Source organism: Embleya scabrispora (assembly GCF_002024165.1).
In the GTDB taxonomy this organism is placed as follows: Bacteria; Actinomycetota; Actinomycetes; order Streptomycetales; family Streptomycetaceae; genus Embleya; species Embleya scabrispora_A.
In genome coordinates, this window is sequence record NZ_MWQN01000001.1 from 4,331,581 (window position 1) to 4,347,127 (window position 15,547).

16 protein-coding genes are annotated in these 15,547 nt (G+C 71.1%); 12 read left to right on the forward strand and 4 right to left on the reverse strand.

The window, feature by feature from the left end; genetic code table 11:
* Positions 1-236 precede the first annotated feature (236 nt).
* Complete coding sequence (gene alaS / locus B4N89_RS19110; RefSeq protein WP_078977051.1) at positions 237-1,547, reverse strand: alanine--tRNA ligase; 1,311 nt, start codon at positions 1,545-1,547, stop codon at positions 237-239.
* A gap of 251 nt (positions 1,548-1,798) precedes the next feature.
* Between alaS and B4N89_RS19115 the strand changes: the two genes are divergently transcribed.
* The 4 genes from B4N89_RS19115 (at position 1,799) to B4N89_RS19130 (ending at position 5,153) form a co-directional block, all read left to right on the forward strand.
* Positions 1,799-2,161 (forward strand): zinc ribbon domain-containing protein, encoded by a 363-nt coding sequence (locus B4N89_RS19115; protein ID WP_143658021.1) that lies wholly within the window; start codon positions 1,799-1,801, stop codon positions 2,159-2,161.
* A gap of 94 nt (positions 2,162-2,255) precedes the next feature.
* The gene (locus B4N89_RS19120) at positions 2,256-3,062 is read left to right on the forward strand and encodes an SDR family NAD(P)-dependent oxidoreductase (RefSeq protein ID WP_078977053.1); all 807 of its coding nucleotides are present in this window, start codon (positions 2,256-2,258) and stop codon (positions 3,060-3,062) included.
* 109 nt (positions 3,063-3,171) lie between these two features.
* A complete protein-coding gene (locus B4N89_RS19125) occupies positions 3,172-4,476 on the forward strand; it encodes a nicotinate phosphoribosyltransferase (RefSeq protein ID WP_078977054.1) in 1,305 nt (434 codons plus the stop codon).
* A 53-nt stretch (positions 4,477-4,529) separates the two neighbouring features.
* Positions 4,530-5,153 carry an isochorismatase family protein gene (locus B4N89_RS19130; RefSeq protein ID WP_078977055.1) on the forward strand — a complete coding sequence of 208 codons (624 nt, stop codon included), beginning with the start codon at positions 4,530-4,532 and terminating at the stop codon, positions 5,151-5,153.
* A gap of 1,520 nt (positions 5,154-6,673) precedes the next feature.
* Here B4N89_RS19130 and B4N89_RS19135 read toward each other — a convergent pair.
* Positions 6,674-8,473, reverse strand: a complete 1,800-nt coding sequence (locus B4N89_RS19135; protein ID WP_143658022.1) for an immune inhibitor A domain-containing protein — start codon at positions 8,471-8,473, stop codon at positions 6,674-6,676.
* A gap of 182 nt (positions 8,474-8,655) precedes the next feature.
* Here B4N89_RS19135 and B4N89_RS19140 point away from each other — a divergent pair, with 182 nt between their 5' ends.
* Positions 8,656-8,859: a hypothetical protein gene (locus B4N89_RS19140; RefSeq protein WP_143658023.1), complete on the forward strand. Its 204-nt coding sequence runs from the start codon at positions 8,656-8,658 to the stop codon at positions 8,857-8,859.
* Here the strand turns inward: B4N89_RS19140 and B4N89_RS19145 are convergent.
* Positions 8,843-9,574: an RDD family protein gene (locus B4N89_RS19145; protein ID WP_078977058.1), complete on the reverse strand. Its 732-nt coding sequence runs from the start codon at positions 9,572-9,574 to the stop codon at positions 8,843-8,845. The two genes, B4N89_RS19140 and B4N89_RS19145, sit on opposite strands and share 17 nt — an antisense overlap.
* A 162-nt stretch (positions 9,575-9,736) precedes the next feature.
* The gene (locus B4N89_RS19150; protein ID WP_078977059.1) at positions 9,737-10,672 is read right to left on the reverse strand and encodes an RDD family protein; all 936 of its coding nucleotides are present in this window, start codon (positions 10,670-10,672) and stop codon (positions 9,737-9,739) included.
* Positions 10,673-10,788: 116 nt separating this feature from the next.
* Here B4N89_RS19150 and clpS point away from each other — a divergent pair, with 116 nt between their 5' ends.
* The 7 genes from clpS (at position 10,789) to B4N89_RS19180 (ending at position 15,500) form a co-directional block, all read left to right on the forward strand.
* Positions 10,789-11,079 carry an ATP-dependent Clp protease adapter ClpS gene (gene clpS, locus B4N89_RS19155; RefSeq protein ID WP_414646380.1) on the forward strand — a complete coding sequence of 97 codons (291 nt, stop codon included), beginning with the start codon at positions 10,789-10,791 and terminating at the stop codon, positions 11,077-11,079.
* A gap of 88 nt (positions 11,080-11,167) precedes the next feature.
* Positions 11,168-11,764: a DUF2017 domain-containing protein gene (locus B4N89_RS19160; protein ID WP_235618691.1), complete on the forward strand. Its 597-nt coding sequence runs from the start codon at positions 11,168-11,170 to the stop codon at positions 11,762-11,764.
* Between the two features lie 160 nt (positions 11,765-11,924).
* Positions 11,925-13,334: an amino acid permease gene (locus B4N89_RS19165; RefSeq protein WP_078977061.1), complete on the forward strand. Its 1,410-nt coding sequence runs from the start codon at positions 11,925-11,927 to the stop codon at positions 13,332-13,334.
* Positions 13,335-13,403: 69 nt separating this feature from the next.
* Positions 13,404-13,817, forward strand: coding sequence for a Mov34/MPN/PAD-1 family protein (locus B4N89_RS19170; RefSeq protein WP_078977062.1), 414 nt, complete (start codon positions 13,404-13,406; stop codon positions 13,815-13,817).
* Between the two features lie 184 nt (positions 13,818-14,001).
* On the forward strand, positions 14,002-14,100 hold the full coding sequence (locus tag B4N89_RS53025) for a putative leader peptide (RefSeq protein ID WP_321170724.1): 99 nt from the start codon (positions 14,002-14,004) through the stop codon (positions 14,098-14,100).
* A 168-nt stretch (positions 14,101-14,268) separates the two neighbouring features.
* Positions 14,269-14,550 (forward strand): MoaD/ThiS family protein, encoded by a 282-nt coding sequence (locus tag B4N89_RS19175; protein ID WP_078977063.1) that lies wholly within the window; start codon positions 14,269-14,271, stop codon positions 14,548-14,550.
* Positions 14,550-15,500 (forward strand): PLP-dependent cysteine synthase family protein, encoded by a 951-nt coding sequence (locus tag B4N89_RS19180; protein ID WP_078977064.1) that lies wholly within the window; start codon positions 14,550-14,552, stop codon positions 15,498-15,500. Before B4N89_RS19175 ends, B4N89_RS19180 begins: the two co-directional genes overlap by 1 nt.
* The last annotated feature ends 47 nt before the right edge of the window (positions 15,501-15,547 follow it).

A 15,547-nucleotide genomic window follows, 5' to 3' on the forward strand; every position in this document is an offset into this window, starting at 1 on the left:
ACCGACCTGTCGTGCTGGGCTTCGGGCGGGATTGGGCCGGTGTTGGTGTCGGCCGGCCTCCGGTCCGGTTGTCCTCAAACGCCGGACGGGCTGGAAGGGTGCTTTCGGTTGGGGTTGGGTTGGTCGGCTGCGTTGGGTTCGGGTGGGAGCGCAGGGGTTGGTTGCTCTTTCGGGAGCCGGGTTGGGTCGTCGGGATTGGTTGGTTGACCTGGGGCCGGCCCGGTTGTCGGGGTTCGCTACCTGCCGTTCGGGTTTGGGGGGAGTGTTGGCAGGAGGGTGCGTAGGTGGGGGTGGTCCACCGTCAGGCCGGACTCGCGTGCCGCCTCGATGGTCAGGTCCGGGGGGTAGCCGTGGGAGTCGTAGAGGGTGAATACGGTTTCCGCCGGCAGGTCGGATCGGCCTGCCTCCAGGCGACGGCGGATTGCGCGGTCGACCAGGCGCGTGCCGCGGGTGAGGACTCGGTCGAAGGACTCCTCCTCCCGCGCGGTCACCTCCTCGATCAGCGGCGCCGCGAGGGTGAGTTCGGGCCAGGACGGGCCCAGATTGCGCACCACGCTCGCGGTGATCGGCGGCAGGATCGCTCCTTCGATGCCGAGCCGGCGGCCGTGCCGGATCGCGCGCCGCATCAGCCGGCGCAGGACGTACCCCGTGCCCTCCTTGCCCGGCCGGATGCCGTCCGCGAGCAGGAACGCGATCGCCCGCGCGTGGTCGGTGACCACCTCGAACGAGACCCGGTCGGGGTCCTCGCGGTCGGCGGGGCAGTAGCCCCGACCCGCCGACTCCTCGACCACCGCGAGCGTGGGCCGCAGCAGGTCGGTCTCGACCGTGCCGTCCACGTCCTGGAGGATCGTCGCGAGCCGGTCCAGTCCGAGCCCCGTGTCGACGCCGGTGCGCGGCAGTTCGCCGAGGACGGGAAAGCTCCCGTCGGGCCCGCTCTCGCCGCGCACGCTGCGCATGAAGACCAGACTCCACAACTCGACGAAGCGCTCCGAGTCCACCGCCGGTCCGCCGTCCGGCCCGAACGACGGGCCCCGGTCGTAGGTGACGTCGGAGCACGGCCCGCACGGCCCCGGCACGCCCATCGACCAGAAGTTGTCCGCCGCGCCCATCCGTTGGATCCGCGACGACGGCACCCCGACCGCGCGCCAGATCCGCTCCGACTCGTCGTCGTCCTCGTACACCGTGATCCACAGCCGGTCGCGGGACAGGCCGAAGTGTTCGGTGAGCAGTTCGTACGCGAACGCGATGGTCTCCGGCTTGAAGTAGTCGCCGAAGGAGAAGTTGCCCAGCATCTCGAAGAAGGTCGAGTGCCGACGGGTGTACCCGATGTTGTCGATGTCGACGGTACGGACGCACTTCTGGACCGAGGTCGCGCGCGGGAACCCGGGCTCGACGTCGCCCAGGAACCAGGGTTTGAACTGGTTCATCCCCGCGTTCGCCACCAGCAGGCTCGGATCGGGCGGCAGCAGCGAACCGGACGGCACCGCGCGGTGCCCGCGCGCGGTGAAGAAATCGAGAAAGGTGGAGCGGATGTCTGGAGAGAGCATGGCGCATCGGCCTTCGCGAGAGCAGCGGGCGGTGGGGGTACACACACGCCGAGCCGGGCCGAGGCGCGCTATCGCGCCCGGTTCGCCGGCCCGACGCCGGTAGCTCGCTGCCCGTGGATCTCCATGCCCCCGACGATAACGGGACGCTTCGCCGGGGTCGACGGGATATCCGGGGCGCGGGCCCGGATCTCCCGGTGCGGGCCCGGCGAACCGGCTTCTCGCGCCGGTCGGCATGCCCTACCGTGCCGATCATGAGCGAGCAGCCACGCAGCGAGGTCCCGGCCGGCGACGGCGGCGACCTGCGCCCGGACATGGCCGATCGACTGCGCTCCTACTGGGGCTTCTCCGCCCAGCGCGAACGCCAGGCCGCGATCGGACGCGCCGCGCCGCGCAAGCGGCGGCACGTCGAGGTGCAGTGCGGCAAGTGCGGCTCGACCAAGGTGAGTACCGACATCGTCGGCGACTACGTCTGCGGCTCGTGCGCCGCGCGCTGGCGACCGCCGACCGCCGCGGACGGGCCGACCTGTCCCGAGTGCGGTTCGGGCAAGGTGTCCTCGATGCCGTACGGGGACCGCAAGTGTCGGGACTGCGATCACCAGTGGCGACCCAGCTGAGCTGCGGATTCGCCGGTACGCCCTTGTTTTGTCGCGCGGTTGCCGATACCCACCGAACCCACGAGAGCACAACGATCCACGTGGGAGGCAGCGCATGGCAGAACGTCTTCGGGACCACGTCGCGGTGATCACCGGCTCGGGCGCCGGCATCGGGCGCGGGATCGCCCGGCGGTTCGCGGCCGAGGGGTGTCGGGTCCTGGTCAACGACATCCGTGGTGAGGCGGCGGAGCGGGTGGCCGCCGAGATCACCGACACCTTCGGCGTCGAGACGCTCGCGGTGGCCGCCGACGTCACGGTCAAGGCCGAGGCGGTCGGGCTGGTCGAGGCCGCGCTGTCCCGGTGGGGACGCCTCGACACGCTGGTCAACAACGCGTGGGGCGGCGGTCGGATCAACCGGATCGAGAACAAGACCGACGAACAGTTCCGGCACGGCCTGGACATGGCGATGTGGGCCGGGTGGTGGACGATGCGCGCGGCGTTCGAGCCGATGCGGGACGCGGGCGGCGGCAGCGTGATCAACATCGCCAGCCTGAACGGGGTCAACGCGCACCGCTTCACCGCCGAGTACAACGTCGGCAAGGAGGCGCTGCGCGCGCTGACCCGCTCGGCCGCGCGGGAGTGGGCGCCGCACCAGATCCGGGCCAACGTGATCTGCCCCGGGGCCAGGACCGAGGCGTTCGAGGCGTACGCGAGGGCGAACCCGGAGGCCGCCGCGGCCGCCGAGGCGCTGAATCCGATGGGACGGATGGGTGACCCGGAGACCGACATCGGCGGCGCCGCGCTGTTCCTGGCGAGCGAGGATTCGCGCTACGTGACCGGCAACACCCTGTTCGTGGGCGGCGGGACGCACATCAACGGGTCGACGTGGGCGCCCACACCGGAGGAGGATCGAGTCGGGTGAATGTCCGAGATGGTTTGTAAATGTCAGTGATAGCGGCGGAATTTCCGTGATGCGCGCCACTCTTGCGAGTAATCGTCAAACTGACGCGTAATCGTGTTATGCTGACGACATGGACACCGCAACCACGGCATTGCTGACGGATCACTACGAGCTGACGATGCTCGAAGCCGCACTGCGCAGCGGTGCGGCGCACCGTCGTTCGGTGTTCGAGGTCTTCGCCCGCCGGCTGCCGGACGGCCGCCGCTACGGCGTGACCGCCGGCACCGGGCGCCTGCTCGACGCCATCGAGAACTTCCGCTTCGACGACGAGACGCTGAGCTTCCTCGACGAGGCCGGCGTGGTCGGCCGGGCGACGCTGGATTGGCTGGCCGGCTACCGCTTCACCGGTGACGTGTGGGGCTACGCCGAGGGCGAGTGCTGGTTCCCCGGCTCGCCGCTGCTGGTGGTCGAGGGCAGCTTCGCCGAGGCGGTGGTGCTGGAGACGCTGATCCTGTCGATCCTCAACCACGACGCCGCGGTCGCCGCCGCCGCGTCGCGGATGACCTCGGCGGCGGCCGGGCGGCCGTGCATCGAGATGGGCTCGCGCCGCACCCACGAGGAGGCCGCGGTCGCCGCCGCGCGCGCCGCGTACATCAGCGGCTTCGCGAGCACGTCCAACCTGCGGGCGGGGCAGCGGTACGGGATCCCGACCCGCGGCACCAGTGCGCACGCCTTCACGCTGCTGCACGACGACGAGCGCGAGGCGTTCGCGGCGCAGGTGGCCGCGCTGGGGGCGGACACCACGCTTTTGGTGGACACCTACGACGTGGCGACCGCGGTGCGCACGGCGGTGGAGGTGGCCGGGCACGAACTCGGCGCGGTCCGGCTCGACTCGGGCGACCTGCTCCTGCTCGCGCACCGGGTACGGGCGCAGCTCGACGAACTCGGCGCGGCCAAGACCCGGATCGTGGTCACCAGCGACCTCGACGAATACGCGATCGCCTCGCTGCGGGCGGCCCCGGTGGACGCCTACGGGGTGGGCACGCAGCTGGTCACCGGCTCGGGGCACCCGACCGCATCGCTGGTGTACAAGCTGGTCGCGCGCGCGATGAGCGACGAGCCGGACGCGCCGCTGGTGCCGGTGGCCAAGAAGTCGCCGGGCAAGCCCAGCCACGGCGGGCGCAAGAGCGCGGTGCGGCGCTACGACGCCGACGGGGTGGCCGAGGCCGAGGTGCTGCGGCCGTTCCGGGCGGATGCGGAGCCGGTGCCGGGGGAGCGGGAACTGCTGGTCCCGCTGGTGCTCGGCGGGGAGGTCGTCGGGCGCGAGCCGCTGTCGGCGGCGCGGGCGCGGCACGAGCGTTCGCGTGAGGAACTGCCGCTTTCGGCTACGCAGCTCTCGCGCGGGGAACCGGTACTTCCGACGATTTACGAGTAGGCGCGAGCGGGTTCGTCGGTGGCGACGGGCCGGTCACGAGGAGGCAGGCGGCGATGACCCGGGCATTGATCGTGGTGGACGTACAGAACGACTTCTGCGAGGGCGGAAGCCTCGCCGTGACGGGCGGCGCGGCGGTGGCCGAGGCGATCCGGCACCATGTGGCGGCCAACGCGGCCGAGCAGCCGCCGGACCCGGTACACGCGGAGACGCCGGCGTATGCGCACATCGTGGCGACGCGGGACCACCACGTGGATCCCGGGGCGCACTTCTCGGCGACGCCGGACTACGCGGGCTCCTGGCCGGTGCACTGCGTGGCGGGGACGGAAGGGGCGCTCTTCCATCCGGCGTTCGCGTCGGCGGTCGAGTCGGGGCGGGTGGAGGAGGTCTTCTCGAAGGGCGCCCACGCCGCCGCCTACAGCGGCTTCGAGGGAGCCGCCCCCGACGGAACGTCCCTCGCCACGTGGCTGCGGGAGCGGGGCGTCACACAGGTGGACGTGGTGGGCATCGCCACGGACCACTGCGTCCGGGCAACGGCCCTCGACGCGGTGGCCGAAGGCTTCGCCACACGCGTACTCCTGGGCCTCACAGCCGGAGTGGCCCCCACGAGCACCGCCACGGCGCTCACCGAACTGCGGGGAGCCGGCGTGGAACTGGTGGGCGACCCGGCCGGGGGGTGACGGCGGGGCGGGGGCGGGGGCGGGGGCGGCTCGGGGCGGGGCGGCCTCAAACGCCGGCCGGGCTGAGTGGCTTGGGTTCGGGGCGTGAGGCGGGGTTTGTGCTTTGGCTGGGTCAGGGTGACTGGGGCCGCTTGAGCGAGTCGGGTTGCGGTAGCGGTCGCGAGGGCACTGGTGCGGGGCCGATCCGGCACGCATGGTGGGCCGCCGCCGGCGTTCGTGGCTTCGAGACGGGCCTCCGGCGAGACGGGTGCGTTGGTCGGCGAAAACCGGCTGGCAGCGGGGGCAGGGTGGGTGGTCGGGTCGAGTCCTCCGGCGAGCCTTCCGGAGTGGGTCGGGTGTTTCCGGCGTGCGTTGTGTTTGTGGTTGCGGGTGGCCGGTGCGGGGTTGGTCCGAGTCGGAGATGGGCCGCCGCCAGCGTTCGGGGCTCCGAGACGGAGGGTTCTCGACGAGATGGGCGCATTGCTCCCCGAAAACCGGCTGGCAACGGGGGGCAGGGTGGGTGGTCGGGTCGAGTCCTCCGGGGAGCCTTCCGGAGTGGGCCGGGTGTTTCCGGCGCGCGTTGCGCTTGTGGCTGCGGCCTGGCCGGTGCGGGGTTGGTCCGAGTCGGTGGTGGGCCGCCGCCAGCGTTCGGGGCTCCGAGACGAAGGGTTCCCGACGAGACGCGCGCATTTCGAGTCCCCCGGGGAGCCTTCCCGAGTGGGCCGGGCGTTCCCGGCGGGTGGTGGCATGTGGGTGACGAAGGTTCACGAACCCGGATTGCGTGGGGTGCCGGAGCCTTGGCGTGAGGGAAAACCGCAGGTCAGCGTAGGGGGGCGGCTGTTTCGGGTGCCTCGGGATCCGGTTTCGGCCTCGACTGGGCACTTCCGGTCTCCTCGACGGCCTCTGGAGGGCGCAGCGTCCGAAGCCGACCTCGATCGGGCAGTTTCGGTCTTCTCGCTGGTGTTGAGGAGGCCCGAGCGCACGAAACCGGCACTCGACGCCCGACTTTCCACCCCGAGGCCACAAAACCGCAGGTCACCGAAGCCCGAAGCCCACAACCACCCATCGCGATCCGGTTTCGAACCCCAACTCCCCTCCAAACGCCCCCGAAACGCCCCGACCCACTCGGGAAGCCTCCCCGGAGGACTCGACCCGACCACCCACCCTGCCCTCCGCTGCCAGCCGGTTTTCGCCGAGCAATACGCCCATCTCGTCGAGAGCCCTTCGTCTCGGAACCCCGAACGCTGGCGGCGGCCCATCTCCGACTCGGACCAACCCCGCACCGGCCACCCGCAGCCACAAGCGCAACGCCCGCCGGGAGCGCCCGGCCCGCTCGGGAAGGTTCCCCGGAGGGCTCGACCCGACCACCCGCCCTGCCCCCGCTGCCGGCATCGGGGACCCTTCGTCTCGAACCTCGAACCTCGAACCTCGAACGCCGGCGGCGGTCCGCCTCTCGAACCGGGCCGCTACTGTGTCGGCCTTCCGTTGCCCTGGGTGCGAGGCGGACTTGGGCCGGCCGCCTGCCCCCTGCGGTGGGAGTGTCATGAGGTTGATTTGGTGATTGTGACTCTTGTGGCGCCGCCTGTTCTGGTGAGGCCTTCCGTTTGGATTTGTACGCCGGTGTGGGGGACCTTTACGCCTGTGGTGGGAGAGGCCTGGGACCAGTACGTGGTGGCTGTGTCCGTGAAGGTTGGGGTGCCTGGGCGGGAAGGGAACGTGCCCAGTCGGCCCAGGGTGATTGCGGAGGTTTGTTCGGATTCCGCGGTCAGGGCCGCGTCGGCGGTTTGGAAGCGCGTGGGCAGGGGCTTGCCGCTCGGGTCGCGGAGGGGGTCCGGGTGGATGTCGATCGGGAGGATCAGGCCTTCGCCCGGGTGGCGGGAGACGTCGTTGTCGGTGAACGCGGTGTCCCACAGCCAGATCAGTACGCCCTCGCCGTAGGGGAAGTGGGTGGCCACGCGTTTGCCGGCGGTGAGTTGGTACGGGCCGTCGACCAAGGCGGTGTCGGCGCCGACGTATTGGCGGTTTTCGACGATGTACCAGCGTTTTGCGCCGTTGGGGCGCGGGGGGAGTGGGATCAGCAGGGCCTGCGGGTCGCCTGTGGACTGGTTGGGGGCCAACTGCACCACGGTTTTCCGGGTCGGGTCGATGACGCGAACGTCCAGCCAGCCGAGTTGGAGCTTGTCCCACGCGGACAGCGCGCCCGGCAGGGAGCCCGCGCCGTCCTCGTCGCCGAGGTAGGCGCCGAGGGCCATCAGGGACCAGAAGCCGGGTGGGCCGTCGGTGGAGTCGCCCTGGTCGTACAGGTCCGGCAGGCCCAGATTGTGGCCGAACTCGTGTGCGATCACGCCCAGTCCGCCGTTCTCGGGCTGCATCGTGTAATCGCCGACCCACATCCCCGAGTCCCCGATCGGCACCCCGCCCGCCCGGTTGCCGGCCGGGCCGGTGCGGCCCACCTGGTCGGCCTCGGCGTACCAGCGGTGCGACCAGATCGCGCCGCGGCCCTGTTCGCCGCCGCCCTGGGCCTTGTCCACGCCGGCGTGCACGATCTCCACGTTGTCCAGGTAGCCGTCGGGCTCGTCGAAGTTCCCGTCGCCGTCGAAGTCGTCCCGGTCCCACCGGTCGAACGAGGCGAGCCGCTCGCGGATCCGCGCGGCGCTCAGCCCCTCCGCAACCCGCCCGTCGTACCAGGCCCTCAGCGCGTCGCGGACCAGTGCCCAGACGTCCCGGCACACGTTCCGGCCGCACGCGTCGTTGCCGTAGCGCGCCTCGTTGTACGGCACCCGCACCCAGTCGGCGACCTCGCCGTCGATCGAGTAGCGCCCCGCCGACTGCCGCAGGTAGTACGACGCCAGTGACGGCGCGACCGTACCCGGACCGAAGAACAGGTCCCGGTAGTGGTCACGTTCGTAGCTCGGCCGCCACATCGTGGTGGTGTCCTGGGTCCGGTCCGGCGCGGGGATCGTGTTGTGCCGGGGGCCGGGGCGTGAGCCGTAGCGCTGTCCGTTCGGGCCGTCGAGACGATCGCCGAATTCGACCAGGATCACGAACACCCGCGACTCGGCGGGCGGTCGGGTCTCGGCGCTTCCCGCCGCCCCCGCCGGCACGGTGCGCGAGGTCAGTCCCGGCTTCTCGGTCATCGCCCGCACGGCCGCGTCGCGCCGCTGTCGGCGCCGCTCGCTGAACGGGTGCGACAGGTCGTGGTCGCGTTCGGCGAAGGCGCCGGAGTCGGCCCCCGCGGCCGGTTCGTCGAGTCTCGGCGCCGCACGGGTGGGCACCGCGGCGAGGACCAGCAGCGCGCACAGCACGGTGACGAGGGCGGGTGTGACGCGCCTGGGATTCACGAGGATGCTCCGGGGCTCGGGTGGTCCGAGATCGAGGCTCACCACCCCGACCGGTCGCGGGAGGGTGCCCGGAGTCGGGACCGATAAATCCCGATCGCAATCGAATGCTTACATTGCGCGTCGCGCGCAGTAGCGTGAAACAGGGGGGCGTGCACAAAGGGGTGCAGGGGAGGTGGTGCGTCGTGGCAAGAGGAGATTTCTTCCGACTCGGCTACGGCGTATTCGTCACGATCGTCTTGACGGTCTCACTACTCGCGGCCTGGGAACCGCGCACCGTGGCGGGGGCTGCCGTCGCCATGGGCATCGGGGTCGCGCTCGGCACGACGACGGCAGTACTCGGGATCCGCGCACGGCACCACGCGCCTCGGGTCACGCCCCGCGGATGACCGTGGTGCGCGCGACCTTGTCGTGCAGGCACTGGTGCCAGGGCTGATCCCAGAACTGCCACAGGACGTTCACCAGCCAGAACAACGTGCCCAGACAGGGCACGATGACCGGAAGGGTGTACACGCCGGCGCGGGTCCACGCGATCGACCCCGCGATGGGCCCGCCGTCGGCCACCCGGACCACCCGGATGCCCATCACCCGCTTGCCGAGGGTGCGGCCGACCCGGTCGAGTTGGAAACCCTCGTAGAGGAAGTAGAGCAGCGAGAAGATCAGCCCCGACGCGAACTGCGCGCCGAACGACACGTCGTCGTAGTCGTTGCCGGTGATCGGCCAGGAGATCAGGCCGGCGACCACGCCGACGATCAGGCTGTCGATGATCCGCGCGACGAGACGGCGCAGCGGCCCGCCGAGCGTCGGCCCACCGCCGTATCCGCCGCCCGCGCCCGTGCCCGCGCCGTGGGTCGGCTCCTGGCCGTACGGGCCGCCCTGGCCGTACGGGCCGCCCTGGCCGTATGGGTACTGGCCCGTGGGGTCCTGGCCGTACGGCGGTTGCTCGGACGGATCGCGTCCGTAGGGCGGCTGTTGCCCGCTCGGCGGCTCCTGCCCATACGGAGGTTGATTGCCGGCCGGCGGTTGTTGTCCGTACGGATTCCCGCGGGTCGGGTCGTTGCCGGACGGGTCGGAAGGCGGCGGGGGCGGTGGGCTTCCTGTCATAAAACTGAGTAAAGCGGACAAAAGCCGACGTGAGCGTGACGCCTCGACCGAGCCTGGCGTGTCGCGTCTGTACGGGTGACGGGTGACGGGTGACGGGCGGCCGGCGGGCCGGCAGGCGAGTCGGGCGCGCCGCGCGGACCGCCCGCCCGCCGACCCGCCGCCTCAGTCCCGGGCGACGAACGTGCGGGCCGCCTTGTCGTGCAGGCCCTGGCGCCACGGCCGATCGAACAGCCCCCACAGCGCGCCGAGCACGCCGACCACGAACACGCCCGGGACGTACAGGACCAGCCAGCGCCGTACCGACTGCCACAGCGTGGGGGTGTCGTGGCTGTCCAGGTCGGCCACCCGCAGGCCGAACAGGGTCTTGCCCAGCGAGCGGCCCCACTTCCAGGTGGGCAGCGCCTCGTACAGCAGCGCCGCCGCGAGCACGGTGCCGAGCACGATCGCGAGTGCGGTGCCGGTGGTGCCGTCGAGCAGCCACACGGTGGTGTCGCGACCCTCGTAACGGGCCCGGTCGATCTTGTCCCGGATGTGGTCGACCGCGTCCGGCACGATCGGGATGGCCACCGCGATGCCGGCCGCGAGCGGCACCAGCGCGTCGGCGATCCGGGCGAGCAGGCGGCGGCCCAGGTGCGCCGGCCGCCGCTCGTTGCTGCCGAACAGGTCGGCCTGTACCGGCCGCCACGGCCCCGCCTCCCCGTCGGCGCGCGGCGGCGGCACGGTCTCGGCCGGCGGCGTCGTCCCACCCGCCCCCCGCGCCCCTCGCACCCCACCGGTCGGCGCGGTCGGACCCGTCGGCCCCGAACGCGGCGCGCCCCCGCCCGGTCCCGGCTCGGCGCTCGGCGGCGCGTACATCCCGGTCGACGACATGTCGTACGGCGCGCCCGTGCTGGTGGACAACACCTCGCCGCGGATCACCCGGCCGCCCTGCCCGATCGCCTCGGGCGGGTTGGCCCGGATCGCGCCGCCGCCCGCGTCGGCGGTCGGGCCGTCGGCCGGCCGGCTGCTGTCCGGCACCCAGGCACCGCCGTCCCAGTAGCGGATGTGGCCGGTGATCTCCGGGTCCGGGTACCAACCCGGTGCGGGCGCAGAGGACATGCGCGGGATTTTGCCGTACCCGAGGGGGGACGGGTACGCCCCGGGTCACATCCGGGCACGCCCGCCCCCGTCGAGCCGGTTCGCCCGGGCCCTGGCCTGATGGCAGCATGGGTCCCATGAGTGTCGCTCCCATCGAGGTCGAGAAGCATCAGCCCGACGAGGACGTCCGGGCCGAGACCCCGTGGGTGTGCATCGTCTGGAACGACCCGATCAACCTGATGTCGTACGTCACCTACGTCTTCCAGTCCTACTTCGGTTATCCGAAGCGCAAGGCCGAGAAGCTGATGCACGACGTGCACAACAAGGGTCGGGCCGTGGTGTCGTCGGGGACGCGCGAGGAGATGGAGCGCGACACCACGGCGATGCACGGGTTCGGGCTGTGGGCGACCCTTCAGCACGACAAGTGACGCCCGCGCGGTTCGAACGACCCGGCCGGCCCCTCGGGTGGCCGCCGCACCCTCTCCTCGCCCATCTTCTCCGGGAGTTGCACAGCCTGTGAACGGCCTCTTCATGCGCGGACGCTCGGGACGGCCCGAGATCGTCCTGGAGGACATGCACGTGCGAGTGCTGGCCGATCTGTGCGGTCAACTGGTCGAGATGGTCTCGCCCGACGACGAGGCCGCCGATCCGCTGGCCGCCGAACTGGGCCTGACCGGACTCGGCTCGACCGAGGCGCCGGCCACTCCGGAGGACCCGGCGCTGGCCCGCCTGTTGCCGGACGCCTACGCCGACGACGCGGAGGCGGCGGCCGAGTTCCGCCGGTACACCGAGACCGACCTGCGGCTGCGCAAGCGGGACAACGCGCGGATCGTGCTCGCCGACCTGGCCGAACTGGTCGACCTGACCGAACCGGCCGAGGACGACGCGGTCACGAGCGGCCGCGAGCACCGGGTGGTGCTGGACGCGCCGGGTGTACAGGCCTGGCTCGGCACGCTCAACGACCTGCGCCTGGTGATCGGTACACGACTGGAAGTCACCGAGGACATGGAGGAGTTCGAGGCCAAACTGGCCGACGACGACCCGCGCCGATGGTTGTTCGCGGTGTTCCACTGGCTGGGCGGCCTCCAGGACTCGCTGCTCGGGGCGTTGTAGCCCCGCAGCGGGCGAACGCACGCACGGTGAACCGGCCACCCCGGCCACCCCGGCCATCCCGGCCATCCCGATCAAAGGAACACGCCGGAACAATCGGAATACCGGTTTCCACCTCCCGTCGTTGGTAATACGGCCTCCGTACCGACGAACGGGAGCGATCATGACGGAGACCGAAGCCGGCTCGACCGCCGCGGCGGCCGGGCCCGGTGCGGATGCCGAGGGCTACGAGCGGGGGCTGAACGGCCGGCAGATCCAGATGATCGCCATCGGCGGGGCGATCGGCACCGGGCTCTTCCTCGGTGCGGGCGGGGCGATCGAGAAGGCCGGGCCGTCGTTGATCGCCGCCTACGCGGTGGCCGGCGTACTGATCTTCTTCGTCATGCGCGCGCTGGGCGAGTTGCTGCTGTACCGCCCGGTGGCGGGCAGTTTCGCGGAATACGCGCGGGAGTTCTTCGGTCCGTTCGCCGGGTTCGTCACCGGGTGGACGTACTGGATCATGTGGGTGGTCACCGGGATGGCGGAGATCACCGCCGCGGGCGTCTACGTGCAGTACTGGTGGCCGGCGGTTCCGCAGTGGGTGACCGCGCTCGTGGTGCTGACCGTGTTGTTCGCGGCCAATCTGATCTCGGTCAAACTGTTCGGCGAGTTCGAGTTCTGGTTCTCGATGATCAAGGTGACCGCGATCATCGGGATGATCCTGGTCGGCATCGGGGTGCTGATCTTCGGCTTCGGCGAGGCGGGCGACCAGGCGTCCGTCTCGCACCTGTGGTCCGACGGCGGGTTCGCGCCCAACGGCGTCGGACAGACCCTGCTGGTGCTCCAGATCGTGATGTTCGCGTTCCTGGGCGTCGAACTGGTCGGGGTGACCGCGGGCGAGGCGCAGAACCCGGAGAAGGTGCTGCCGCGCGCGATCAACACCATCCCGTTCCGGATCGGGCTGTTCTACATCGGCGCGCTGTTGATCATCCTCTCGCTGGCGCCGTGGACCGACTTCCACGCCAAGGAGAGCCCGTTCGTGCTGGTCTTCGACCGGGTCGGCATCCCCGCCGCGGCGGCGATCATCAATTTCGTGGTGCTTACCGCGGCGCTGTCCTCGTGCAACTCGGGGCTGTACTCGACCGGTCGCATGTTGCGCACGCTCGCGGTGGAGGGGCAGGCGCCGCCGCGGGTGAGCGGGCTCAGTTCGCACCGGGTGCCGGCCATGGCGATCACCGTCTCGGCGATCGTGATGGGCCTGGGGGTGCTGGTCAACGCGCTGGTCCCGGACAAGGCGTTCATGTACATCACCTCGGTGGCCACCGTCGGCGCGCTGTGGACGTGGGGCATGATCGTCGGCTGCCAGATGCGCTACCGGCGCGCGGTGGACCGGGGGCGGCTGGCCGGGCACGGCTTCCGGATGCCGGGCGCGCCGTACACGGGGTGGGCGGTGCTGGCGTTCCTGGCGATGGTGGTGGTCCTGCTCGGCTTCTCGGCGGACACCCGGATCGCGCTGTACGTGGTGCCGATCTGGGTGGCGTTCCTGGTGGTGGCGTACATCCCGGTGCGGCGCGGGCGCGGGGCGCGGGCCTGAGCGCGGGGGCGGAGCCGGCGCCGGCCGCACACCCACGCGAGTCGCGCGGGTGCTCAGTACGCTCGGGGCATGCTCACCATCACCGCAGCCCTACGCGATCGCATCGTCGCCCACGCCCGTGCCGACCACCCCGACGAGGCGTGTGGCGTCGTCGCCGGGCCCGAGGGCAGCGACCGGCCCGAGCGGTTCATCCCGATGCTCAACGCCGCGCGCTCGCCCACGTTCTACGAGTTCGACTCGGCCGACCTGTTCAAGCTCTACCGGGAGATGGACGACCGGGACGAGGAGCCGGTGATCGTCTACCACTCGCACACCGCGACCGAGGCGTACCCGTCGCGCACGGACGTCTCCTACGCGTCCGAGCCGAACGCGCACTACGTGCTCGTGTCGACGCGGGAGGAGGACACCTACGAGTTCCGGTCGTTCCGGATCGTCGACGGCGTGATCACCGAGGAGGAGGTCCGGGTGGTGGACGCCTACTGAGGGGGCCTTCCGGACGTCGTCGCGCGCTCGTTGCGCGCTCGTCCCGCCCCGCTCGGCTTTCGTCCCGCCGGTCGTCTCACCCGTCGATATGGGATGTTCCGGCATGCGAGATCACATCGGAGCGCCCCGGAGGAATGGCTAGCATGACCATATGCGTTATGCGGGCGTGAATACGACGGAAGCGGTGCCGGGCGGAGCCCCGGGTGCCCTCCTTGTCGCACGCCTGCACGTCGACCTGTGCCGACTCTCCAGCGCCCTCTGTCGCGCTGCGCGCGTGGGCTGATCCCGAGGTCGGATCGGCCCACCAGGCACCCCAGGCGGCAGGCACGTCCCGCAGCACCGGCGCATCTGAACGACCCCCCGCCCCACCGCCTCCGATGGAGCGTCGGGGGCGCGGCCCGCGTCCGGACTGCGTTCTCTCCGTTCGCGTCACAACCAGAGGAGCGCATCCATGGCCATCGAGGTCCGCATCCCGACCATCCTCCGTACCTACACCGACGGCGCGAAGGCGGTGCCCGGCAGCGGCGCCACGCTCGCCGACCTGCTGGTGGACCTGGAGGTCCGGCACCCGGGCGTGCGCGCTCGACTCGTCGAGGAGAACGGTGAACTGCGCCGCTTCGTCAACGTCTACCTCAACGACGAGGACGTGCGCTTTACCGGCGGTCTGACCACCAAACTGGACGACGGCGACACCGTGACGATTCTTCCGGCGGTCGCCGGCGGCTCGATCTGATGCGTTACGAATCGTTGCTCGACTCGGTGGGCCGGACCCCGCTGGTCGGCCTGCCGGCATTGTCGCCGTCGCCGACCGTGCGGGTGTGGGCCAAGCTGGAGGACCGCAACCCGACCGGTTCGATCAAGGACCGTCCGGCCCTGCACATGATCGAGGCGGCCGAGCGGGACGGGCTGCTCACGCCGGGCTGCACGATCCTGGAGCCGACCTCGGGCAACACCGGCATCGCGCTGGCGATGGCGGCCAAGCTCAAGGGCTACGAGATCGTCTGCGTGATGCCGGAGAACACCTCCGAGGAGCGCCGCGAACTGCTGCGCATGTGGGGCGCGCGGATCATCGCGTCGCCCGCGGCGGGCGGGTCGAACACGGCGGTGCGGGTGGCCAAGGAGCTGGCGGCCGAGCATCCCGACTGGGTGATGCTGTACCAGTACGGGAACCCGGCCAACCCGGACGCGCACTACGCGACGACCGGCCCCGAACTGCTGGAGGATCTGCCGACGATCACCCACTTCGTGGCGGGTCTGGGTACCACCGGCACGCTGATGGGCGTCGGGCGCTACCTGCGCGAGAAGGTCCCGGGTGTGACGATCGTGGCGGCCGAGCCGCGCTACGACGACGTCGTGTACGGGCTGCGCAACCTCGACGAGGGGTTCGTGCCGGAGCTGTACGACGGCGACGTGCTGACCACGCGCTACTCGGTGGGCTCCGCCGAGGCGGTCGGGCGCACCCGCGAACTGCTGGAGAAGGAAGGCATCTTCGCGGGCATCTCGACCGGCGCGGTGCTGCACGCCGCGCTGGGCATCGCGCGCAAGGCGGTCAAGGCGGGAGAGTCCGCCGACATCGCGTTCGTGATCGCGGACGGTGGGTGGAAGTACCTGTCGACCGGGATCTACACGGCCGAGTCGACCGAGGCCGCGGTGGAGGGGCTGCACGGGCAACTCTGGGCCTGAGCCTCCTTTTCGTTCCCGTTGTCGAGGCCGCTTCCCGCCTCCCGGTT